A 21434-nucleotide genomic window follows, 5' to 3' on the forward strand; every position below is an offset into this window, starting at 1 on the left:
AACGCGCTGATCACGCTCCGCGTGTGTGTCGGTCCCCCGGCCTACGATCGCAAGGCAGGCGATTAATCGAGTGTGCTCGCGACGTCGATACGGGTGACACGAACCCGCGAGGAGGATCGGATGGATCTACCGGTGATGCCGCCAGTACGCCCGATGCTGGCCAAGTCCACACCGTCACTGCCCCGCGAACCCGGGCTGAGCTACGAACCCAAATGGGACGGCTTCCGCTGCATCGTCTTCCGCGACGGCGACGAACTCGAACTGGGTTCGCGCAACGATCGTCCGCTCACCCGGTATTTCCCCGAATTGGTCGACCTGCTCAAAGCGGCACTGCCGCAACGGTGTGTGATCGACGGCGAGATCGTGGTCGTCACCGAGAACGGGTTGGATTTCGACACACTGCAGCAGCGCCTGCATCCGGCCGCGTCGCGGGTGAACAAGCTCGCCGTCGAGACTCCGGCCAGTTTCGTCGCCTTCGACCTGCTCGCCAACGGCGATCGCGATCTCACCGGTGAACCGTTCTCCGAACGGCGCCGGGAACTGGAGACGCTGTTGCAGGCCGCCCCAGGCCGCATCCATCTCACCCCCATCACCCAGGACCCGGACACGGCTCAGGACTGGTTCACCCGGTTCGAGGGCGCGGGTTTCGACGGAGTGATGGCCAAGGCCGACGACCTGGCGTACATGCAGGACAAACGGGTGATGCTCAAGATCAAACACGAACGCACCGCCGATTGCGTGGTCGCCGGATATCGGGTGCACAAGGACGGCGAAGGGGTCGGATCGTTGCTTCTCGGTCTCTTCGACGACAAGGGCAACCTCCACCACGTGGGTGTCGCGTCGAGTTTCACCGCCGCCCGGCGCCGCGAATTGCTCGGTGAGCTGGCGCCGTTGCGCGAGAACGCGCTGGTCGACCATCCGTGGCGCGACTGGGCCGACGCGGTGGCCCAGGCCAATGCCGACGGCAAGATGCCCGGCGGGGTGAGCCGGTGGACCGGCGGCAAGGACCTGTCGTGGGAACCGCTGCGGCCCGAACTGGTCGCCGAGGTGCGCTACGAACACGTGCAGTCCGGGCGGTTCCGGCACGGCGGGCGGCTCGTCCGGTTCCGGCCCGACCGCACGCCCGAATCGTGCACATACGCCCAGCTCGACGAGGTGGCCCCGGCCGAACTGGACGCGATCTTCGGGGTGCGGTCATGAGCGCGGGAGTCGAGATCGAGGTCGACGGACGCACGCTGACCATCAGTCATCCCGACAAGGTGTACTTCAGCAAACGGGGTGAGACGAAGCTCGACCTGGTGCGCTACTACCAGGCCGTGGCCGAACCCCTGCTCGGCGTCATCGGTGACCGTCCGCTGCTGCTCGAACGTTATCCCGACGGTGCGTCGGGCAAATCGTGGTTCCAGAAGCGGGTCCCCAAGACCGCGCCGGACTGGTTGCAGACCGTCGAGGTCACCACGCCGAACGGCACGACGAGCGACGCGCTGGTCGCCCACGACCTGGCGCACGTGCTGTGGGCGGTGAACCAGGGTTGTCTCGGTTTCCACGTGTGGCCCAACCACGTTCCCGACCTGCGGATCGCCGACGAACTGCGCATCGACCTCGATCCCTCGCCCGGCATCACCTTCGACGATCTGCGCGGCGCCGCCGTGCGCACCCGCGAACTGCTCGCCGAACTCGGCATCGACGCCCTCGTCAAGACGTCCGGCTCACGCGGCCTGCACATCTACGCGATGCTCGAACCCCGGTGGGACGGCTACCAGGTGCGGGCCGCGGCCGTGGCCCTGGCCCGCGAGCTCGAGCGCCGCTTCCCCGAGGAGATCACCGCCCAGTGGTGGAAGGAGGAACGCGGCAGCCGCGTCTTCGTCGACTACAACCAGAACGCACCCCACAAAACCGTCTTCGGCGCCTGGTCTGTGCGCCCCAAGGTGGGCGGCCAGGTGTCCACCCCGATCGCCTGGGACGAACTCGACACCATCGTCCCCGACGAACTCACCCTCGCCACCGTCCCCACCCGACTGGCCGAACGCGGCGATCCCTGGGCCGACCGCACCCCACAGTCGATCGAACCGCTGCTCACCATGTCCGACAAGGACATGGCCGCAGGCCTGATGGACGCCCCCTGGCCACCCCAATACCCGAAAATGCCCAACGAACCACCCCGCGTCCAACCGAGCCGAGCGAAGAAGGACTGACCTACTCGGTCCAGGGGACCCAGCTGCCGGTGCTCGCTTTGCCTTCGCAGACCAGGGCGTGATTGTCGGTGGTGCGGCCGGTTTTGTCGACCGACGGGTCGCAGAGCTCGCCCGCGGTGTAGTAGGAGCCTGCTACGCGGTGCGGGCCGGACCAGGTGTGGCCGTCGTCGGAGCGCAGGCACAGCAGGGTGGCGCCGTCGGCGGCGACGCCGAGCAGGCCGACCTGTTCGGGCCGGCAGGGTGTGCCTTTTTGCACCACACTCGCGGCGGGCTGGCTCAGGACCGGGGTGGACTCGACCGAAGTCGGGGCACCGACGGACGGCACCGCCTCGGTGGTGGTCACCGCGACCGGCGTCGTCGCCGCCTTGCTCGCCAACGCAGGCATCTCGAGTTCCAGTCCACCGAAGAGCACCATTCCGGCCACCGCCACCGCGGCGACCTCGGCGATGCCGAGCAGCAGCGCGAGCATCGCGATCCCCCGCCCGCGCGGATGCCCGTACGACAGCAGCGCGAAGACGATCGCGATCGGGAACAGCAGGACGAGGGCCGCGGCCAGCGCCACCATCGCGTAGGGATTCACCCGTGGCTGGTCGTCGCGCGCGGAGTCCTCCGGGGTGGCGTGCGGCCACCGCTGACCGTTCCAGCGCCGGTCCTCGAACTCCTCATCGGGGTCGTCGTTCCACTGCTCGTATCGTGCCATCAACCCCGGGTCCCTCTCGATCTCCCCGGCCGCGGAAACGAAACAGCGTGCGGCGCGGGGTTACGCGAAGAGGATAGGGACTCGCGGGCCGCCGGGCAGCGCAACCGGGAAAGAGTGGGCTAACTCCTAATCGGCCGGGGACGACTTCACATGGGGGATCGTGCGATCGATGAGGGTGAGCAGGGTATCGGTGAGCAGTCGGTGCACCTGGGGGCGGGTGAGTGTGCCACGGGTGAGCCATTCTCGCCCGGCCACTTTCACCATGCCCGCGTAGGAAACGACCAGTGCGCGCAATTGTGCGTCGTCTGCCATATCCGAGCGGCCGATCATCAGCAGCATGCGCTCGGCGGCGGCATCGTCGGCCTGGTCGAGGATCTGCTGCACCTCGGGATCGTCGCCGACTCCTTCGTGGCTGGTCACCTTCACCCAGGTGCTGCCGTGCTCGGCGATGGTGTCGAGCAACCACGACACGATGGCATCGACCCGTTCGACCGGGGTGCCCTGCGGGATGGACACCTTCTCGAGGCGGGGCAGCGTCACCATCCGTCGGACAACGGCCAGGTAGAGGTCGCGCTTGTTGCCGAAGTAATGGTTGATCAGCCCGCGCGCGACCCCGGCACGCTGGGCGAGTTCCGCGGTCGACACCGCCGCGTACGGGCGTTCACCGAACATCTCGATGGCGCATGCCAAAATCTGCGCCCGACGCTCGTCGGGTTCGAGCCGGCGCCTGCGCGGCGGGTCTGCTGTGTCGGTGTCGAACGGGGAAATCGGGGCGCTCCGTCGGGTTCTGCGGCCGCCGCAGGGTTGCGGAGGCGGTGCACAACGATACCCAGCGGGTCCGTCGCACGGCTAATGAGACAATATTTCCGACCACCGCTCCCGCACGAAGGAATGCCGCACTCCCCGATGACCGAGAAGACGATCGATCCGGACGAGTTGGCAACCTGCCTGCGGGTGCTCGAACAGGCCGGGCAGCTGGAAAAGGAACACCCCGATTCGATCGCGGTGCAGCGCGCGGTGGGCCATATGTTCAAAAAGCTCAAGCAGCGCCGCCGGATCGAGGCACGACAGCAGGTCGCCGAGGCCGATCGGGCCGTGATCGCCGCGACCGCGACCGGTTCGCCGCAGCGCATCGACGACGAGACCGCGGGCATCCCGATCAAGTCCGCCGCCGACGGCGAAACCGCGGGAACGCTCGTGCGGGCACGCCCCTGCTACATCTGCAAGCAGCGCTACACCCAGGTCGACGCCTTCTATCACCAGCTGTGCCCCGAGTGCGCGGCGTCGAGCCACGCCAAACGCGACGCGCGCACCGACCTGGCCGGCAAGCGTGCGCTGCTCACCGGTGGCCGCGCCAAGATCGGCATGTACATCGCGCTGCGGCTGCTGCGCGACGGCGCCCACACCACCATCACCACCCGGTTCCCCAACGACGCCATCCGCCGCTTCGCCGCGATGGAGGACAGCGCCGACTGGCTGCAACGGCTGCGCATCGTCGGGATCGACCTGCGCGACCCGGCCCAGGTGGTCGCCCTCGCCGACGATGTCGCGGCCCAGGGCCCCCTCGACATCCTGATCAACAACGCCGCCCAGACCGTTCGCCGTTCGGCGGGTGCCTACAGCGCGCTCGTCGAGGCGGAGTCCGCGCCGCTGCCCGTCGGCATGCTGCCGGAGATGGTCAGCTTCGGCAAGACGATGCAGGCGCATCCGACCGCGCTCACCGCTTCGCTCACGCCGTCGTTGTCTGCCGTGGACGTGGCCGAATTGGCCCTGGTCGCGGGTTCGGCGACGCCGGAGCGGATCGCGGCGGGCGTGGCCATCGACGCCGGTGGGCTCGTGCCCGATCTGGCGCACACCAACAGCTGGGTGCAGACCGTCGGCGAGGTGGACGCCACCGAGCTGCTCGAGGTGCAGCTGTGCAATTCGGTGGCGCCGTTCATCCTGGTGTCGCGGTTGCGTCCGGCCATGGCGGCGGCGCCCGGCAGGCGTAAGTACGTGGTGAACGTGTCGGCGATGGAGGGCCAGTTCAGTCGCGGCTACAAAGGCCCCGGTCACCCGCACACGAACATGGCCAAGGCCGCGTTGAACATGCTCACCCGCACCAGCGCGCTCGAGATGTTCGAATCCGATTCGATCCTGATGACCGCGGTCGACACCGGGTGGATCACCGACGAACGTCCGCACTACACCAAGGTCCGCCTCGCCGAGGAAGGCTTCCACGCTCCCCTCGATCTGGTCGACGGCGCCGCCCGCGTCTACGACCCGATCGTGCAGGGCGAGAACGGCGTCGACCTCTACGGGTGCTTCCTGAAGGACTACCGGCCGTCACCCTGGTGATCACCCGGTCGATGCCGAACCGGAATGTTGATCATGATTCCGATCGGCCGACGCCCGCTTAATCTGGATATGTGCCGTTCCGGGTGTTGGCCGATCTGATCGCCGTCACCCACGTCGCGTTCATCGCGTACGTGGTCGCCGGCGGTTTCGTGGCGTGGCGGTGGCCGCGCACCATCGGCGCTCACCTGCTCGCCGCGTCCTGGGGTTTCGGCACCATCCTCATCGGTTTCGACTGTCCACTGACCTACGCCGAGAACTGGGCCCGCGCCCGGGCGGGCGTCGCCGGGCTCCCCGAAGCCGGTTTCATCGACCATTACCTCACCGGCGTGATCTATCCCGACAGCGCCCTCGGACTGGTCCGGGCGGTGGCCGCGACCGCCGTCCTGGTCTCCTGGCTCGGCTACCTGCGCCTGCACCACCGCTCGTTCACCTCAGACACCGCGTGATCTCCTCGGCGACGGCACCGGGCGCGTCGTCGAAGTAGAAGTGCCCGCCGGGGAAGGTGTGCAGGCTGAACGCTGCATCGGTGACCGTCTGCCACTGCTCGGCCTGAGCTCGGCTCGTGGTGGGATCCTCGGTGCTGACGAAGGCGGCCACCGGGCAATCCAGCACCGGGCCCGGCCGGTGACGATAGGTCTCGACGGCCTGGTAGTCGGCGCGGACGCCGGGCAGAACCAAATCGGCCAGGCTCGGCTCGGCGCGTAGCAGCCGCACCGGCGCCGGATCGGCGGCCAGACGCTCCAGGTTGTCGATGAGGTCGGTGTCGGTGGCTTTGTGCAGGCGTCCCGTCTCGACGAAATCCGGTGCGGGACGGCCGGAGACGATCAGTTCCCGCACCGGTTGCCCGCCGGCCGCGAGCCGCCGCGCCACCTCGTAGGCCACGGTGGCGCCCATGCTGTGACCGAACAGGGCGCGCGGAGCGGGTGGCTGCCGTAGCAGATCGGCGGCGATACGGTCGGCCAGCTCGTGCAGGTCGGTGATGAGCGGGTCGCCGAGGCGGTCCTGGCGTCCCGGGTACTGCGCGGCGAGGACCTCGATGCCGGGACCGAGGTGGCGGGCGAGGTCGCGGTAGAAGGCGGCGGACGCACCACCGGGCGGTAGGCAGACCAATTGTCTGCGTCGGGCCGCATCGCGGCGCAGAACCCGAATCCATTGCGTTGCAGCAGTGTTTACTCTCACTGTTCCATTTTCCGGGTCAGCTGCCCGCGAGGGCACGCACGGCGGTCGACAGCTGGTCGCCGTCGAGAAGAGTTTCGCCGGGCTTCAACAGCCACAGCACACCGAGGCCCTGCGCGAGGACGAAGTACAGGCGGCCGATGGCTTCGGCCTGAGCTTCGTCCAGGTCGGGATGGGCGGCCCGCAGATCGGCCGCGAGATCACTGTAGGCCGCGTCGAGCTGGTCGCCGAGCTGGGAGCGCGCCTCTTCGGAGCGCACGATGCGGACGATGTTCTCGAGACTGGCCAGCATCGCCTCGTGGTTGTCGGCGAAGACCGCAGGCATGCCGTTCCACAGGTGGGCGAGACCGGACAGCGGTGAGCCGCCCGCACCCTCCTCGATGAGTCCGCGCATCCCCTCCCCCAGCGCGTCGCCGAGCGCCTCACTGAGCGCCTCGGTGACCAGGCGATCCTTGGAGCCGAAGTGGTAGCCGATGGCGGCCAGGCTCACCCCGGCGGCGGCGGCGATATCGCGTGCGGTCGCCTTGGCCACCCCGCGCTCCATGATCACTTTGCGCGCCCCGGCCAGCAGATCTTCTCGGTTGCCCATGACGGCGAGACTACCCGACCGTCTTAGACATTTGTACTAGACATCCGTGCAAACCTCTGTTAGACATTGGTCTAAGACATTCGTTCAAATTTTCGAGGCGGGACACACTATGACCTCCACTGCACTGCACGTTCTGGTCGCCGGCGGCGGCATCGCGGGCAATACGGTCGCACTCCAGTTGCTGCGCAAGGGCATTCGCACCACGGTGGTGGAGCGGGCGGCGGTCCCCCGGCCCGGCGGGCAGGCGGTGGATCTGCGCGGACCGAGCAAGGAAGCCGTCGAACGCATGGGGCTGATGGAGGGCATCCGCAAGTACCAGCTCGACGAACGCGGTATGGCCTATGTCGACGGCGGCGGTCGCGTCTATGCCCGCATGGCGATGGAGGACTTCGACGGTAAGGGTGCCGTCGCCGACATCGAGATCACCCGTGGCGATCTCAATCAGGTATTGCTCGACGCGGTCACCGCAGCCGACAACGGTCACCTCGACTACCGCTACGGCGACTGGATCGAGCGCGTCGAGCAGGACGACACCGGCGTCGACGTCACTTTCGCCTCGGGCGAGACCGGTCGCTTCGATCTGGTGGTCGGCGCCGACGGCGTGCATTCGGCCACCCGCCGCCTGGTCTTCGGGCCGGAAGACCGGTTCGTCACCAACCTCGGCGCCTACGGCGCGTTCTTCACGATGCCGACACCCGCCGACGCCGAACCGGGCTGGTTCGCCATGCGCCTGCTGCCCGGCGCGATGGTCGGCATCCGGCCCGACGGCGACCCGGCCACCGCGAAGGCCATCATCATGGTGCGCACCGGCATAGATCCCACCCTGCGCCGCGACCCCGAAGCCCAGCGCGCGCTCCTCCGCGACGCCCTGCGTGGCGCGGGCTGGCGGGCACCGGAGATCCTGGCCGCGATGGAGACCACGCCGGACTTCTACTTCGACGACCTCGCCCGCGTCGACGTGCCCGAACTGGCCGTCGGCCGGGTCACGCTGGTCGGCGACGCCGGGTACTGTGGCTCTCCGCTGACAGGCATGGGTACCGCGATGGCGATCGTCGGCGGGTACGTGCTGGCCGCCGAGATCGCCGCCACTCCGCACGATCTACCCGCCGCACTGCGCCGCTACCAGGACACGATCACCCCGTTCCTGGCCAAGGCCAAGGAGATTCCCGGCGGCGGCATCGACATGATGGTGCCGCGCAGTGCCGTGATGACCCGGATGATGCGGGTCAGTGTGCGGCTGCTGACGTCGCGGCCGATGCGCCCGATCACCGCGAAGTTGTTCTTCGCCGACAACGAGGACTTCGCCCTGCCGCGCTACTGAGTGCGGGCGCCTGGTTACTCTCGGAACGTGGCGCAGCCGATCATCCTCGACGTCGATACCGGGATCGACGACTCCCTGGCCATGCTCTATCTGCTCGCCTCGCCGGAGGCCGAGATCCTCGGGATCGCGGCCACGGCGGGCAATGTGCCTGCCGCGCAGGTGGCGGCCAATACGCTCGCCGTGCTGGATCTGGCCCGGGCACCCGAGATCGAGGTGGCGCTGGGGGCGGCCGAGCCGCTGGCGATACCGCTGCGCACCACCGAGGACACGCACGGTCCGCAGGGCCTCGGGTACGCGGTCCTGCCGCTGTCGCCGCGTGAGATTTCGGAGCGGTCGGCGGCGCGGATGTGGGTGGAGCTGGCGCGCGCGAATCCGGGTGCGGCGATCGGGTTGTGCACCGGCCCGCTCACCAATCTGGCGCTGGCCTTGCGGATGGAACCCGAGCTTCCCCGGCTGTTGCGCAGATTGGTCGTGATGGGTGGGGCGTTCAATCACCCGGGCAATACGACGCCGACCAACGAGTGGAACATCCACGTCGATCCGGAAGCGGCCAAGGAGGTGTTCGACGCCTTCTCCGCCGCACCACCTGATCGTCGCCCCCTGGTGTGCGCGCTCGACATCACCGAGAGAATCGAGATGCGGCCCCAGCATCTCGTCCTGCTGGCCGAGGCGGCGGGCAGTACCTCACCAGACCTGGTCGCGGCCGACCATCCGGTCGAATGGCGTTCGGCCGCGACCAATCCGATCGTGCGGTACCTCACCGACGCGGTGCGCTTCTATTTCGACTTCCACCACCAGTACGACCTGGGGTACCTCGCGCACATGCACGACCCGTTCGCCGCCGCCGTCGCCCTCGATCACACCCTGGCGACCACCCGGCCGGCGACCGTGGACGTGGAGCTGGCGGGCACCATCACCCGGGCCACGACCGTGGCCGACTGGGCGGGCATGTGGGACCGGGAACCCAACGCCGACATCGTGATCGACACCGACCCGGCCGTGTTCTTCGACCGTCTCGTCACCCGCGTCGGAGCGTTCGCGCGACGCCTGTACCCGGAGCACTCATGACCATCGATACCGTCACTTATCTCGCCGATTTCCGCCGCAGGCTGGAGCTGCCCGCGATCGTCGACGTGCACACCCACTTCATGCCCGATCAGGTGATGCGCAAGGTGTGGGCCTACTTCGACACGGCGGGCCCCCTCACCGGCCGCCCCTGGCCGATCACCTATCGCGACGACGAACAGGTGCGCCTGAAAACGTTGCGCGACTTCGGCATTCGGGCATTCACCTCGCTGGTGTACCCACACAAACCGAACATGGGTGAGTGGCTCAACGAATGGACCGCCGAGTTCGCCGCCCGCACCCCCGACTGCCTGCACACCGCCACCTTCTACCCCGAACCCGACGCGCCACGGTATGTGGCCGACGCGATCGAGCGCGGTGCGCGAATCTTCAAGGTGCACATCCAGGTCGGCGGGTTCTCCCCACTCGACCCGCTGCTCGACCCGGTGTGGGCGATCCTCGCCGACACCGGCGTCCCCGTCCTCATCCACTGTGGCTCGGGCCCCGCCCCCGGCGAGTTCACCGGCCCCGCCCCCATCGCCGAACTCCTGCGCCGCTTCCCCACCCTGCGCCTGATCATCGCCCACATGGGCACCCCCGAATACCGCGAATTCCTCGACCTGGCCGAGCGATACCCCCAGCTCTACCTCGACACCACCATGGTTTGGACCGACTTCAGCGAAGCAGGCGCCCCCTTCCCCACCGACCAACGAGACCGCCTACCCGCCTTCGGCCACCGCATCCTCTTCGGCAGCGACTTCCCCAACATTCCTTACCCCTACGCCGAGGCCGTCGCCGCTCTCGAACGCCTCGACCTCGGCCCCGACTGGCTCCGAAAGGTGTGCCACGACAACGCCGTCCACCTGTTCGACCTCGACGCGTCCTAGGCCTTCCGTGGCGAGCACTTGTCCAGGCGATCGCTGCTATCCACCCGCGGCGACTGTGAATCGGGTGCGACGGTGTGCGGGACGCTCGGCTTCGTCGAGCAGTGCCACCGCGAAGTCCTCCATCGAGATCCAGGATCGGCCGTCGGCGTCGACCAGAAGGTCGTCGGCGCCGACCCGGTAGTTGCCCGTGCGCACGCCCGGATTCAGTTCGGCCGGTGGGCTCAGATAGGTCCAGTCGGCAGTCGTGTGCGCGCGGCAAGCCACCAGTTGCTCCGCGCACGCCTGCGCGATGGCTGCCAATTCCGCTGGGAATCTCGATGTTTCGTGCAACGTGGTGCCCACGCCTGGCACCAGCAGCGTTGCCGCGCCGCCGACGACAAGCAGCCGGACACCACTGCGCGCGACGCCGTCTAGCATGGCCGCGGCGACGACCGGCAGTTCCGGTTCACGCCCCGGAGCAGGACGAGTGGCGGCGACCACGACGTCTTGTCCCGCGCTGAGCGCTTCGACCTCGTCCGCGTTCGCGGCATCGCCGATACGCACCCGCACACCGTCGGGCAGATGCACGGCCCGGCGCACGACCGCGGTGACGTCGTGTCCGCGTGCGATCGCCTCGGACACCACCCGGCCACCGACCGCTCCGCCCGCCCCGAACACCGTGATACGCATGATCAAACCTCCTGTGTGACAGCTCGTCTGCCTGACACAGGAAATATATCTCAATGTTGATCTAATCAATGATGAGGTATCTCACCATTGAGATATCAAGGCAACTTGGAGGCGTAGACCGCGAGGCGGACGCGGTTGTCGGTGCCGGTTTTGTCGAGCAGGTTGGTGATGTGGGTCTTGACGGTGCTCACGCCGAGGTGGAGGCGGTCGGCGATCTCCTGGTTGCCGTGGCCTTCGGCTACCAGGCGCAGGACGTCGCGTTCGCGGGGGGTGAGGTCGGGTGGGGGTGAGGGGGTTTCGCGTGGGGTTGTCAGTGCGCGGGTGACGAGTCTGCGGAGCAGGGTGGGTGAGAAGAGGAGGTCGCCTTCGACGGTGCGGCGGATGGCGTCGAGGAGGACGGTGGGGTCGGTGTCTTTCACGAAATAGCCTGTGGCGCCTGCGGACAGGGCGGGAAACAGGTGTTCGTCGTCGTCGAAGGTGGTCAGCACCAGGACCTTCGCCCGGGGGTCGGTGGCGAGGATCTGCCGCGTGGCACCAATGCCGTCGAGGCCTGGCATGCGCAGGTCCATGATCACCAGTTCGGGACGTAGTTCGGTGTGCAGGCGGACCGCTTCGACGCCGTCGGCGGCCTCACCGGCGACGGTGATGTCGTCGGTGTCCTCGATGAGCATTCGCAGTCCGGCTCGGATCAGTCGTTGGTCGTCGGCGAGCAGTACGCGGATCACTCTTGTCCTCCTCGGGGCCGGTCCGGAAGGTGGGCACGGACGACCCAGCGCTGGTCCTCGGCGGTGGCGGTCAGTGTGCCACCGGCGAGTTCGGTGCGTTCACGCATGCCGACGATGCCGTGGCCGGGCGTTGTCGCGGTATTGTCGGCGCCGCTGACAACGGTCAGGGTGATGCCGTTGTCGTCCCGGTCGATCGTGAATAGCACCGGCACAGCGTGATTCGCGTGCTTCATCACATTGGTGAGCGATTCCTGCACCAGCCGGAGCAGGGTGAGCCTGCGGATGGCGTCGAGCCCGTCCAGGTCACCGACGGTCGACTCGACAGTGAATCCGGCGGCTCGTACGCGTGCGACGGCGGCGTCGATCTCCGCACCGACGGCGTCGGGCTCGACCAGCGCCACCTCCCCCAGCGCGGGATCACGGAGGACCGCGAGCAATCTGCGGATGTCGCCCAGCGCGTCGGTCGCGGTGGCGCGGACGTCGTCGAGGACTGCCGTGATCCGCGGATCCGCTTGCCGGACAACGTGACCAGCGACCGAGATCCGCAGGATGATCGAGGCCATGTGGTGGGCCACGACGTCATGCAGTTCCCTGGCCATCGCCGCTCGTTCATCGAGGCGAGTGCGTGCTTCGGCGTCGGCGGCGCGCAGGCGCAGATTGTCGGCCAGTTCGCGTTGCCCGCGCAGGTACAACCCCAGCAGCAGCGGCAACCCCACGTAGGCGACGCCCTCGACGAGGGTGGAAGCGCGACCGATGGATGTGTCGTGCAGCCCGATCCACCCGAGGACAACCGCTGCCGCCCACCCGCCGGTCGCGAGTACAACGGTCGGGCGCCGATCGGTCCGGGCGACGACATCGACCAACGCCACGGCCCCGAGGTACGGCACCAGACCGGCGACACCCCACGCCTCGGTACGAAACATGGGGACCGCAAGAGCTGACAGTACGAGCGACACCGCCAACGGCCACCGCCGCCCCACAGCGAACACCACCGCAGCGCTCATCGCGAGCACCCAATAGTGCACGGGCACCCGGAACTGACCCGGGTACGTGCTGGCCGACAGCACCACCGGGACCACAGCCACCGGCAGCCACCGCAGCAGGCGGCGCGGGTCAGGGCGAGCACGCACATCGATCACGCTCCCACCGTATGCGTCGACCGCGGGAGGCCGGACCGCCCGCAACCCCGACACACCGGACCGTCCGCCGCTACACGTCGCCCTCGAGCTTGGCGGCATCGCCCTACCGGTGGCGAGGGTCTTCGGAGACCCGGATAGCAGAGCACAGGAAGGTGCGCAAGGGTCAGGCGGGCAGAATTTCCGGGCGGTAGTCGGGCCGGTGGGCTGAGCCGGGCGCGGAGGAACCCGGCGAAGCTGGGGTTTCCCCTCAGAGATGGAGTTACCTGTGGTTTCGCGACGAGGATTCCTCACCGGCTTGGCTGTTGCCCCGGTCGTGTATGCGGCCGGGTGTTCGGTCCGGCCGTCCGTTTCGGCCACGAACGGCACTCGTCCGCTGCCGATTCCGCCGCTCGCGCCCTCTTCTCTCGGTGCCGACGGTGTCCGGCGTTTCACCCTGCGCGCCCAGGCGGGCTCGACCGAGATGGTGCGCGGGGTCTCGACCCCTACCTGGGGTTACAGCGGGTCGGTGCTCGGCCCGACGGTGCGGGCGCGGCGGGGTGAGCGGGTCGAGTTCGCGATCGGCAATGCCCTACCCGAGGCGACATCGGTGCATTGGCACGGCATGCACCTGCCCGCGAAGTTCGACGGCGGACCGCATCAGATGATCGCGCCGGGCGCGGTGTGGACGCCGAACTGGACGGTGCGGCAGCAGGCCGCGACCCTCTGGTATCACCCGCATCCGCACGGTGCGGCGGAAAAGCATGTGCACCGGGGTCTGTCCGGCTTCTTCCTCATCGATGACGATGCCGCCGATGCCCTGCCCCTGCCGAAAGAATATGGGGTAGACGATATTCCGCTGGTGATCCAGGACCGCCGCTTCACCGCCGGCGGCGAAGTGGACGAGTCCGATCCCACCGATGTGGGCCTGCTGGGCGACACCATCGTCACCAACGGCATCGCGGGCGCGCACCTCCGGGTCACCACCGAACGGGTACGGTTACGCATCCTCAACGGCTCCTCGGGCCGCCTCTACAACCTCGCCCTCGCCGACGGCCGGACCTTCCACCTGATCGGCACGGACGGCGGCCTGCTACCGAAAACTGTTGCGCTGGAACAGCTCCAGCTCAGTCCCGGCGAGCGTGCCGAGATCGTGATCGCGCTGGGTCCCGGCGAGAACATCACGCTGCGGTCGCTGCCCATCACCGACCGCGCGGGCATCGACCGTGCCGCCGAGTTCGGCTTCGACGACACCTTCGACATCCTCGCCCTCCAGGCCGCCGAAACCCTCCGCCCCAGCCCGTCACTACCAACGTCGTTGATCCCGATGACCGCACTCGCCGCCACGACGACCCAGGCGACACGGTCCTTCGACCTGCAGTGGTTCATGATCAACAACCAGCGCATGGACATGAACCGCATCGACATGACCATCCCCGTGGACACCACCGAGGTCTGGTCGGTGCGCAACAAGGACAACTGGCCGCACAACTTCCACGTCCACGATGTCCAGTTCCAAGTCCTCACCGTCGACGGAAAGGCCCCTCCCCCAGCGCTGTCCGGCTGGAAGGACACCGTCTACACCAGCTCCGGATCGACCTACACCCTGGCCATGCGCTTCGCCGACCACACCGACCCCACCTACCCCTACATGTTCCACTGCCACCTGCTCCACCACGAGGATCAGGGGATGATGGGTCAGTTCCTGGTCCTCGCCCCGGGACAGCGCCCGGCGCCGATGCGCATGGACATGGGCGCCATGGGTCACGGCTGACCGATCACGCGGCGCTGAGGTAGCGCACCAGGGCGTCGACCAGTTCGCGGGTGCCCTCTTCACGCTGGGCACCGGTGTCGAATCCGTCCAGGTGGGCGCCGAATTCGACGAGGGTGAGTTTGGTGCCGGTGCTGGTCGGTTCGAATTCCCAGGTGGCGACCGAGGTGGAGATGTGGTCGCCGTTGATCCACATGTCGTAGGTGTAGACGAGGCGTTCGTCGTCGATGATGTCGGTGTAGGTGGCGACGAAGCGGGAGGTCATCTTCCCTTCGAAGGTGCCCTCGTTGACCTCCTGGCCGCCGACACGGAAGTCCAGGGAGACCTCGCCCTGCTCCCAGCCTTCCTCGCCACCGAACCAGCGGCTCTTGATCGCGGGGTCGGCGAAGGCCTGGAAGGCGACGGACGGTGCGACGGGCACCTCCCGCTCGATGGTGAACTGGGCGTGCTTGACGGAACGGGTCACGGTGTTCATAGTTGTTCTCCTTCTGAGGATTTGGCTGTTTCGGTGAGCAATGCGGTCAGCCGGTCGAGCCGGCGTTCGGCGGGTGGGCGCTGGCGGCCCAACCAGTCGATCGCGGGCCCGAAGGCGCCGGGAACCAGCTGGTAGGTGCGCACGCGCCCGACCTTCGCCGAGGTGACGATCCGCCCCGCTTCCAGGGCTTTGAGGTGCTGCACGATCGTCGGCATCGCGGCGTCGAAGGGCGCCGCGAGTTCGGAGACCGACGCGGGCCCCCGCGTCAGCCGTTCGACGATCGCCCGCCGAGTCGGATCCATGAGCGCCCGGAAGACATCGTCGAGTCTCCCGTCCGCTTCACCGCTCGAATACTTAGGCACATACCTAAGTATTCACACGGACGCCCCCTCGCGCAACCCCTCGGACAGGAAAACCCACCGCGGTCCGCCCGGTGGGTTCCAAAGATTTTGTCGAGCCGGGTCAGGCGAGTCGGGCCATGAAGAGCCCACAGAGTGCGATCGCGCTGTTCAGCCGCTTCCACAGGCGCACCATCGCGAGCTCGAGGATGATGCCGATGCGGTCGGCGCAAGTGGTGGCCTCCGCCAGCGCCATCCGGTCGTAGACCAGGTCCGGGTCGCTGAGAATCTCGTCCAGGCGCAGTCCGGATATCGCCTGATCGGTCGTGAGGCCGAATTCCGGCAACCAGGTGAGCCGCCACCGGCCGTCTCCCCCGAGAACCGCCTGTTCGGGGGTCTTGTCGCTACCCATGATCCGATTCGTGCGGTAGATCGCCATCACTACCTCCTCGGCAGTCGCTTGCGGCGTCTACCTCCAGCATCCACGGAAATCGACGCGGACAACAGCTGGCGAATGGAGTGGCAACGGAATATCATCCGCGAATCCCGAGGTGAAACCCCATGAATCCCAGCGGACACCGTCCCGGTAGGCAAGCCTTACCATTGCCAGCTATCGCGGGGCGATCGTCAACTCCGGTCGAATGCCGCGAGAATTTCCTCGGCGGCGAGAGCGGGGGTGAGCTCCCCGGCGCGCACAGCCGACTCCACCTGCGTGCGAACCTCTTTCACGCGCGGATTCTCGGTCAGACGGCGCAGGATCTGGTCGTGCACCATGGTCCAGGTCCAGTCGACCTGCTGACGGCGGCGCTTCTCGGCGAACTCCCCCGCCTCGGTGAGCACCCGCCGATGTTCGAGCACGGTGTCCCAGAACTTGTCCAGGCCGAGGCCTTCCAGCCCACTCATGGTGAGCACCGGCGGTTTCCACAGCGCGTCGTGCGGGTGGATCAGCCGCAGCGCGCCCGACAGTTCGCGAGCGGCGCTCTTGGCTTCCATCTCGTGCTTGCCGTCGGCCTTGTTGACCGCCACCACCTCGGCCAGCTCGAGCACACCCTTCTTGATGCCCTGCAACTGATCTCCGGTGCGGGCCAGGGTGAGGAAGCAGAACACGTCGACCATATTGGCGACGGTCACCTCGGACTGCCCGACGCCGACGGTTTCCACCAGGATCACGTCGTACCCGGCCGCCTCGAGCAGCACGATGGTCTCGCGGGTGGCCTTGGCCACGCCGCCGAGCGTGCCCGCCGTGGGCGAGGGCCGGATGAACGCGTCGGCTTCCAGGGACAGCCGCGCCATCCGGGTCTTGTCGCCGAGGATCGACCCACCGGTGCGGGTCGAGGACGGGTCGACGGCCAGCACCGCGACCCGATGCCCCTTGCCGAGCAGGTACATGCCGAGCGCATCGATGAACGTCGACTTGCCGACGCCCGGAACGCCGGTGATGCCGACCCGGTTCGACACCACCGCACCGGGCTCCCCGCTCACCCGTAGCAGCAGCTGCTGGGCGAGTTCGCGGTGATCGGACCTGGTCGACTCGACCAGCGTGATCGCCCGGGCCAGCGCGGCCCGCTGACCGGCGCGGATACCGTCGGCGAGCGCGTCGACGTCGATGGTGCGCGGTGTCCGCTCCACGGCTCGTTCGCCGTTGCGGGGCGCCCCGACACCCGCCGTGGTGCCCAGGCGGGGATGCCCGCCCTGTGCGGCCTCGTTCATGTCCGTGTCCCTCCGACCGGCACCGGTCCGCGCTGCCGCCGACCCGGTGCCTCCACCGTGTGCCCGTCACCCACCCACACAGGCAGGCCCGAACCTGCTGCGCCGCAGGCACATTCGTCCGTGGCGCAGCTGGCCGGCCACATCATGCCGGGGTGTCGCCCCCGAGCTCGTGGCCGAGCGAGGCACCGAGCTTGCGCAGCAGGTCGATCGCCGCGTCGGCGATGACGGTGCCGGGCGGGAAGATCGCCGCCGCGCCCGCTTCGTAGAGCTCGTCGAAGTCACCGGGCGGGATGACACCGCCGACGATGACCATGATGTCGGGCCGCCCGACCGAGGCCAGTGCCTGCCGCAGGGCGGGCACCAGCGTGAGGTGACCCGCGGCCAGCGAGGAGACACCGACGATGTGGACGTCGTTGTCGGCCGCCTGGCGCGCCACCTCTTCGGGGGTCTGGAACAGCGGGCCCACGTCGACGTCCATGCCCAGGTCGGCGAAGGCGGTCGCGATCACCTTCTGGCCGCGGTCGTGTCCGTCCTGGCCCATCTTGGCTACCAGAATGCGGGGGCGGCGACCCTCGGCCTCGGCGAACTCCTCGACCAGCGCGATGGCGGCACCGATGTTGGATGCCTTGCCTGCTTCGTCACGGTACACACCGGACAGGGTACGGATCTCGGCCTGATGGCGGCCGTACACCTTCTCCAGCGCGTCGGAGATCTCACCGACAGTGGCCTTGGCGCGGGCCGCAGCAATGGCCAGCGCCAGGAGGTTGTTCTCCATGCCACCCTCGGAAGAGGCTGCCGCACGGGTCAATTCGGCCAGCGCCTGTTCGACCGCGACCGGGTCACGTTCGGCGCGAAGACGTTCCAGCTTCTCGATCTGCTCGGCGCGTACCCGCGAGTTCTCGACCTTGAGGACCTCGACCTCGTGGTCCTCTTCGACCTGGTACTTGTTGACGCCGATCACCGGCTGCTGCCCGGTGTCGATCCGCGCCTGGGTGCGGGCGGCGGCCTCTTCGATGCGCAACTTCGGAATGCCCTCCGAAATCGCCTGCGCCATCCCACCGTGGGCCTCCACCTCGGCGATGTGGGCGCGGGCCCGCTCGGCGAGCTGGTGGGTGAGCCACTCGACGTAGTAGGAGCCGCCCCACGGGTCGATCGGGCGGGTGGTGTTGGACTCCTGCTGGATCAGCAGCTGGGTGTTGCGGGCGATGCGGGCGGAGAAGTCCGTCGGCAGCGCCAAGGCTTCGTCGAGGGCGTTGGTGTGCAGCGACTGGGTGTGGCCCTGGGTCGCGGCCATCGCCTCGATGCAGGTGCGCGCCACGTTGTTGTAGGCGTCCTGCGCGGTGAGCGACCAGCCCGAGGTCTGCGAATGGGTGCGCAGCGACAGCGATTTCGCGCTCTTGGGCTCGAACTTCGACACCAGCTCGCTCCACAGCAGGCGCCCGGCGCGCAGCTTGGCGACCTCCATGAAGAAGTTCATGCCGATGGCCCAGAAGAACGACAGGCGGGGCGCGAACTTGTCGACGTCCATGCCCGCCGCGATGCCCGCGCGGATGTACTCCACACCGTCGGCCAGGGTGTAGGCCAGTTCGAGATCGGCTGTTGCGCCTGCCTCTTGGATGTGGTAGCCGGAGATGGAGATCGAGTTGAACTTCGGCATCTTCGCACTGGTGAAGGCGAAGATGTCGGAGATGATCCGCATCGAAGGCTTGGGCGGATAGATGTAGGTGTTGCGGACCATGAACTCTTTCAGAATGTCGTTCTGAATGGTTCCGGCCAGCTGCTCGGGCGTGACACCCTGTTCCTCGGCGGCGACGACGTAGAGCGCCAGGATCGGCAGCACCGCGCCGTTCATGGTCATCGACACCGACACCTGGTCGAGGGGGATCTGGTCGAAGAGCTGGCGCATGTCCAGGATCGAGTCGATCGCCACACCGGCCATGCCGACGTCACCTTGGACGCGCGGATGGTCCGAGTCGTAGCCACGGTGGGTGGCCAGGTCGAAGGCTACCGACAGACCCTTCTGGCCCGCCTGCAGGTTGCGACGGTAGAAGGCGTTGGAATCCGCGGCCGTCGAGAAGCCCGCGTACTGGCGGATCGTCCACGGCTGGTTCACGTACATCGTCGGGTAGGGACCACGCAGGAACGGCGCGACGCCGGGCACCGTGTCGAGCGGATAGCCCTGGGCGACAACGGCATCACGGTCGGCCTTGGTGAACACCGGCGGCACGTCGATGCCCTCCGGGGTGGCCCAGGTGAGCTGGTCGGCGGTGGTGTGGTTGGCTGCGGCCGCCTCGGCCACGAACTCCCGCACCTGATCCGCGTCCACGGCGGCGGGCTCGGGCGACCGCTCGGTGAGCGGCACCTCGGCGAAACTGCCGATGCGGTGCTCGATATCGGATGTGGTCATCAGGCTCCCACCTTCTCCAGCAGCTGCGACAGGACCGCGACCGCGTCGATACGCAGACTCAGGAATCCGTCGGGACGCTGCGTCCCGCTGTCATGCTCGACGGCTTTCTCCGGCCCGGCCAGCAGCACCGTCTCGATCCCGGCGCCGCGCAGCGCCTCGACCGCGGCGCCCGCTTCCTCGCCGTAGCGCTTGTCCGCACCGCACAGCACCGCGATGCGCGCACCGGATCCGGTCGCGGCGGCGGCGATTCCGTCGATGCCGAGCGGTCCGGGGTTCACCGACTCGATGCCACCGGAGGCAAGCACGTTCGCGGTGAAGATGGTGCGCGCGTTGTGTTCGGCCACCGGGCCGAGCGCCACGATCAGCGCCTTGGGCCGCTCACCGTTCACCGCCAGGTAGGCGTCCGAGCGGTTGCGCAGGGCCTCGAACGCGGCACCGTAGCGCACCAGCGACGCCTGTTCGCGCGCCTGCTCCGACAGCGGCGCCTCGGCGAGGTTCGGGAACTCGTTGACGCCGGTGACGGCGGTCTTGCGATGCGCGATGTCGGCGGCGCGCGCGGCGGCGGTCTCGGCGACGCGCGCGGCGATCAGGCCGGTGTCGAGCGCGGCGGGGTAACCACCGGCGGCCTCGATCTCCTGCATGAATTCCCAGGCCTTGGCGGCGAGTTCGTCGGTGAGGGACTCGACGTACCACGAACCGGCACCGGGATCCTGCACGTGCCCCAGGTGGGATTCCTCGAGCAGCAGCAGCTGGATATTGCGGGCCATGCGCTCCGAGAACGACTGTGACACACCGAGTTCGCCCGCGGGCAGGGCGGAGTCGAACGGCTGCACGGTGACCGAATCGGCCCCGCCGACACCGGCACCGAACGCGGCGAGGGTGGTGCGGAGCAGGTTCACCCACGGATCGCGCTGGGTCATCATGGCCGAGGAGGTGACCGCGTGCTGCGGGGCGGCACCGAAACTGGGCGCACCGCACACCTGGGCGACGCGGGCCCAGAGACGGCGGGCGGCGCGGAACTTCACGATGGTGGCGAACTGGTCGTCGGTGGCCGCGTAGCGGAACTCGAGCTGACCGAACGCGTCGGCGATGTCGACGCCCGCACCCGTCAGTGCGCGCAGGTAGGCCAGACCGGCGGCGATCGAGGCGCCCAGTTCCTGCGCGTCGGCGGCACCGGCGTTGTGGAAGGCGGTGCCGTCGACGGTGATCGCGCGCACCGATTCGGGCCGCGCGATCGCGCGACGAGCCAGCGCGACGGCCTGCTCGACATCGAGGTCGGCGTGACCGGCGAAGGCGTCGGTGAGCGGCGCGGCGCCCAGGCCGACCCGGATCTGGGTGCGGTCCTCGAGCTGGTAGCCGTCGAGCACCTCGAACACCTGCTCGGCGGCCGCGCTCACCTCGGCACCCGCGACCAGCGACAGCGGCGCGAGCTCGAACAGCACCCCGGACAGGGCGGTCGCGATCTGAGTGACCGGCACACCGTGGTCGCCGACCCCGAGCGAGACCGCGCTGACGCCGTTCTCGAGCCCGGCGAGGATGGCGCGGTTGGTGCTCGCGGCGTCGGCCGAACCGGCGAAGGCGCCGACGAACCAGCCGCGCTGCGGGTCGCGGGTGGCGTCGCCGCCGCGCACGAACGGGAAGGTGCCGGGCAGCGGCTGCTCGGGCAGCTCGTCGCGGCGGGTATAGAGCGGGGCGATGGTGAGCCCGTCATAGGTGGTCTCGTCGAGCAGATGCTCGGGCTCGGTGGGCAGCTCGGCGATATCGACCCGTCGCGCCTTGGCCAGCACGCCTGCCACACCCTTGCGCCAGGCGGCGTACTCGGGCACCGGATCCGGCGCGAGACCTGCCCCTGCCTCTGAACCAATCGGCATAGCTGCTGTTCTCTCCTCCGTCACGGCGAACCGGGATGTGTCCGGTTCGCCTCCGATGCTATCTGTGACATCGTGTCCACCCA

The 21434-nt window shown here is 68.3% G+C and carries 21 protein-coding genes; 8 read left to right on the forward strand and 13 right to left on the reverse strand.

Annotated features, from left to right (window positions below; genetic code table 11):
* Positions 1-120 precede the first annotated feature (120 nt).
* The gene (locus tag AB0I35_RS14815) at positions 121-1200 is read left to right on the forward strand and encodes an ATP-dependent DNA ligase (RefSeq protein WP_357396421.1); all 1080 of its coding nucleotides are present in this window, start codon (positions 121-123) and stop codon (positions 1198-1200) included.
* Positions 1197-2195: a non-homologous end-joining DNA ligase gene (gene ligD / locus AB0I35_RS14820; RefSeq protein ID WP_357396422.1), complete on the forward strand. Its 999-nt coding sequence runs from the start codon at positions 1197-1199 to the stop codon at positions 2193-2195. The genes AB0I35_RS14815 and ligD overlap by 4 nt, the downstream gene beginning before the upstream one ends.
* Before the next feature lies 1 nt (position 2196).
* Here the strand turns inward: ligD and AB0I35_RS14825 are convergent, their stop codons facing one another.
* Together AB0I35_RS14825 and AB0I35_RS14830 are read right to left on the reverse strand one after the other, a co-directional pair.
* Entirely contained in the window at positions 2197-2895 is a 699-nt protein-coding gene (locus AB0I35_RS14825; protein WP_357396424.1) for a hypothetical protein, read from the reverse strand.
* 126 nt (positions 2896-3021) lie between these two features.
* The gene (locus AB0I35_RS14830) at positions 3022-3585 is read right to left on the reverse strand and encodes a helix-turn-helix domain-containing protein (protein WP_357396425.1); all 564 of its coding nucleotides are present in this window, start codon (positions 3583-3585) and stop codon (positions 3022-3024) included.
* 216 nt (positions 3586-3801) lie between these two features.
* Here AB0I35_RS14830 and AB0I35_RS14835 point away from each other — a divergent pair, with 216 nt between their 5' ends.
* The gene (locus AB0I35_RS14835) at positions 3802-5232 is read left to right on the forward strand and encodes an SDR family NAD(P)-dependent oxidoreductase (RefSeq protein ID WP_357396426.1); all 1431 of its coding nucleotides are present in this window, start codon (positions 3802-3804) and stop codon (positions 5230-5232) included.
* A 71-nt stretch (positions 5233-5303) separates the two neighbouring features.
* Positions 5304-5678, forward strand: a complete 375-nt coding sequence (locus AB0I35_RS14840) for a DUF2784 domain-containing protein (RefSeq protein ID WP_181697047.1) — start codon at positions 5304-5306, stop codon at positions 5676-5678.
* Here AB0I35_RS14840 and AB0I35_RS14845 read toward each other — a convergent pair.
* Complete coding sequence (locus AB0I35_RS14845; protein ID WP_357396427.1) at positions 5659-6411, reverse strand: alpha/beta fold hydrolase; 753 nt, start codon at positions 6409-6411, stop codon at positions 5659-5661. The genes AB0I35_RS14840 and AB0I35_RS14845 overlap by 20 nt on opposite strands.
* A 16-nt stretch (positions 6412-6427) precedes the next feature.
* Positions 6428-6997 (reverse strand): TetR family transcriptional regulator, encoded by a 570-nt coding sequence (locus tag AB0I35_RS14850; protein ID WP_357396428.1) that lies wholly within the window; start codon positions 6995-6997, stop codon positions 6428-6430.
* A 109-nt stretch (positions 6998-7106) separates the two neighbouring features.
* Between AB0I35_RS14850 and AB0I35_RS14855 the strand changes: the two genes are divergently transcribed.
* The 3 genes from AB0I35_RS14855 to AB0I35_RS14865 are packed head-to-tail and all read left to right on the forward strand — an operon-like array spanning position 7107 to position 10270.
* Complete coding sequence (locus AB0I35_RS14855) at positions 7107-8318, forward strand: FAD-dependent monooxygenase (protein WP_357396429.1); 1212 nt, start codon at positions 7107-7109, stop codon at positions 8316-8318.
* Positions 8319-8345: 27 nt separating this feature from the next.
* The gene (locus tag AB0I35_RS14860) at positions 8346-9386 is read left to right on the forward strand and encodes a nucleoside hydrolase (RefSeq protein ID WP_357396430.1); all 1041 of its coding nucleotides are present in this window, start codon (positions 8346-8348) and stop codon (positions 9384-9386) included.
* On the forward strand, positions 9383-10270 hold the full coding sequence (locus AB0I35_RS14865; protein ID WP_357396432.1) for an amidohydrolase family protein: 888 nt from the start codon (positions 9383-9385) through the stop codon (positions 10268-10270). The genes AB0I35_RS14860 and AB0I35_RS14865 overlap by 4 nt, the downstream gene beginning before the upstream one ends.
* Before the next feature lie 36 nt (positions 10271-10306).
* Here the strand turns inward: AB0I35_RS14865 and AB0I35_RS14870 are convergent, their stop codons facing one another.
* From AB0I35_RS14870 to AB0I35_RS14880, 3 genes are all read right to left on the reverse strand, one after another.
* Entirely contained in the window at positions 10307-10939 is a 633-nt protein-coding gene (locus tag AB0I35_RS14870) for an NAD(P)H-binding protein (protein ID WP_357396433.1), read from the reverse strand.
* Positions 10940-11034: 95 nt separating this feature from the next.
* A complete protein-coding gene (locus tag AB0I35_RS14875; protein ID WP_357396435.1) occupies positions 11035-11664 on the reverse strand; it encodes a response regulator transcription factor in 630 nt (209 codons plus the stop codon).
* Complete coding sequence (locus tag AB0I35_RS14880; protein WP_357396436.1) at positions 11661-12803, reverse strand: histidine kinase; 1143 nt, start codon at positions 12801-12803, stop codon at positions 11661-11663. The genes AB0I35_RS14875 and AB0I35_RS14880 overlap by 4 nt, the downstream gene beginning before the upstream one ends.
* Positions 12804-13056: 253 nt before the next feature.
* Here AB0I35_RS14880 and AB0I35_RS14885 point away from each other — a divergent pair, with 253 nt between their 5' ends.
* Positions 13057-14553 (forward strand): multicopper oxidase domain-containing protein, encoded by a 1497-nt coding sequence (locus AB0I35_RS14885; protein WP_357396437.1) that lies wholly within the window; start codon positions 13057-13059, stop codon positions 14551-14553.
* 4 nt (positions 14554-14557) lie between these two features.
* On the opposite strand, the gene AB0I35_RS14890 is transcribed toward AB0I35_RS14885, so the two are convergent.
* The 6 genes from AB0I35_RS14890 to AB0I35_RS14915 all read right to left on the reverse strand — a co-directional run bounded on the left by AB0I35_RS14890 (position 14558) and on the right by AB0I35_RS14915 (position 21351).
* Positions 14558-15025: an SRPBCC domain-containing protein gene (locus tag AB0I35_RS14890; RefSeq protein WP_357396439.1), complete on the reverse strand. Its 468-nt coding sequence runs from the start codon at positions 15023-15025 to the stop codon at positions 14558-14560.
* On the reverse strand, positions 15022-15387 hold the full coding sequence (locus tag AB0I35_RS14895; RefSeq protein WP_357396440.1) for a metalloregulator ArsR/SmtB family transcription factor: 366 nt from the start codon (positions 15385-15387) through the stop codon (positions 15022-15024). Before AB0I35_RS14895 ends, AB0I35_RS14890 begins: the two co-directional genes overlap by 4 nt.
* Before the next feature lie 100 nt (positions 15388-15487).
* Complete coding sequence (locus AB0I35_RS14900) at positions 15488-15802, reverse strand: hypothetical protein (protein WP_357143724.1); 315 nt, start codon at positions 15800-15802, stop codon at positions 15488-15490.
* Positions 15803-15990: 188 nt separating this feature from the next.
* On the reverse strand, positions 15991-17073 hold the full coding sequence (gene meaB, locus AB0I35_RS14905) for a methylmalonyl Co-A mutase-associated GTPase MeaB (protein WP_357396442.1): 1083 nt from the start codon (positions 17071-17073) through the stop codon (positions 15991-15993).
* 142 nt (positions 17074-17215) lie between these two features.
* Complete coding sequence (scpA, locus tag AB0I35_RS14910; RefSeq protein ID WP_357396443.1) at positions 17216-19480, reverse strand: methylmalonyl-CoA mutase; 2265 nt, start codon at positions 19478-19480, stop codon at positions 17216-17218.
* On the reverse strand, positions 19480-21351 hold the full coding sequence (locus AB0I35_RS14915) for a methylmalonyl-CoA mutase family protein (RefSeq protein ID WP_357396444.1): 1872 nt from the start codon (positions 21349-21351) through the stop codon (positions 19480-19482). Before AB0I35_RS14915 ends, scpA begins: the two co-directional genes overlap by 1 nt.
* Positions 21352-21434: the final 83 nt, after the last annotated feature.

It is taken from the genome of Nocardia sp. NPDC050378 (assembly GCF_040655675.1).
GTDB classification, from domain to species: domain Bacteria; phylum Actinomycetota; class Actinomycetes; order Mycobacteriales; family Mycobacteriaceae; genus Nocardia; species Nocardia coubleae.

Bases quoted from the DNA above. Each gene is read 5' to 3' on its own strand.
- AB0I35_RS14815 (WP_357396421.1), top strand. From the start codon at position 121: ATGGATCTACCGGTGATGCCGCCAGTACGCCCGATGCTGGCCAAGTCC.
- ligD (WP_357396422.1), top strand. From the start codon at position 1,197: ATGAGCGCGGGAGTCGAGATCGAGGTCGACGGACGCACGCTGACCATC.
- AB0I35_RS14825 (WP_357396424.1), bottom strand. From the start codon at position 2,895: ATGGCACGATACGAGCAGTGGAACGACGACCCCGATGAGGAGTTCGAG.
- AB0I35_RS14835 (WP_357396426.1), top strand. From the start codon at position 3,802: ATGACCGAGAAGACGATCGATCCGGACGAGTTGGCAACCTGCCTGCGG.
- AB0I35_RS14850 (WP_357396428.1), bottom strand. From the start codon at position 6,997: ATGGGCAACCGAGAAGATCTGCTGGCCGGGGCGCGCAAAGTGATCATG.
- AB0I35_RS14855 (WP_357396429.1), top strand. From the start codon at position 7,107: ATGACCTCCACTGCACTGCACGTTCTGGTCGCCGGCGGCGGCATCGCG.
- AB0I35_RS14865 (WP_357396432.1), top strand. From the start codon at position 9,383: ATGACCATCGATACCGTCACTTATCTCGCCGATTTCCGCCGCAGGCTG.
- AB0I35_RS14870 (WP_357396433.1), bottom strand. From the start codon at position 10,939: ATGCGTATCACGGTGTTCGGGGCGGGCGGAGCGGTCGGTGGCCGGGTG.
- AB0I35_RS14885 (WP_357396437.1), top strand. From the start codon at position 13,057: ATGGAGTTACCTGTGGTTTCGCGACGAGGATTCCTCACCGGCTTGGCT.
- AB0I35_RS14890 (WP_357396439.1), bottom strand. From the start codon at position 15,025: ATGAACACCGTGACCCGTTCCGTCAAGCACGCCCAGTTCACCATCGAG.
- AB0I35_RS14900 (WP_357143724.1), bottom strand. From the start codon at position 15,802: ATGGCGATCTACCGCACGAATCGGATCATGGGTAGCGACAAGACCCCC.
- meaB (WP_357396442.1), bottom strand. From the start codon at position 17,073: ATGAACGAGGCCGCACAGGGCGGGCATCCCCGCCTGGGCACCACGGCG.
- scpA (WP_357396443.1), bottom strand. From the start codon at position 19,480: ATGACCACATCCGATATCGAGCACCGCATCGGCAGTTTCGCCGAGGTG.
- AB0I35_RS14915 (WP_357396444.1), bottom strand. From the start codon at position 21,351: ATGCCGATTGGTTCAGAGGCAGGGGCAGGTCTCGCGCCGGATCCGGTG.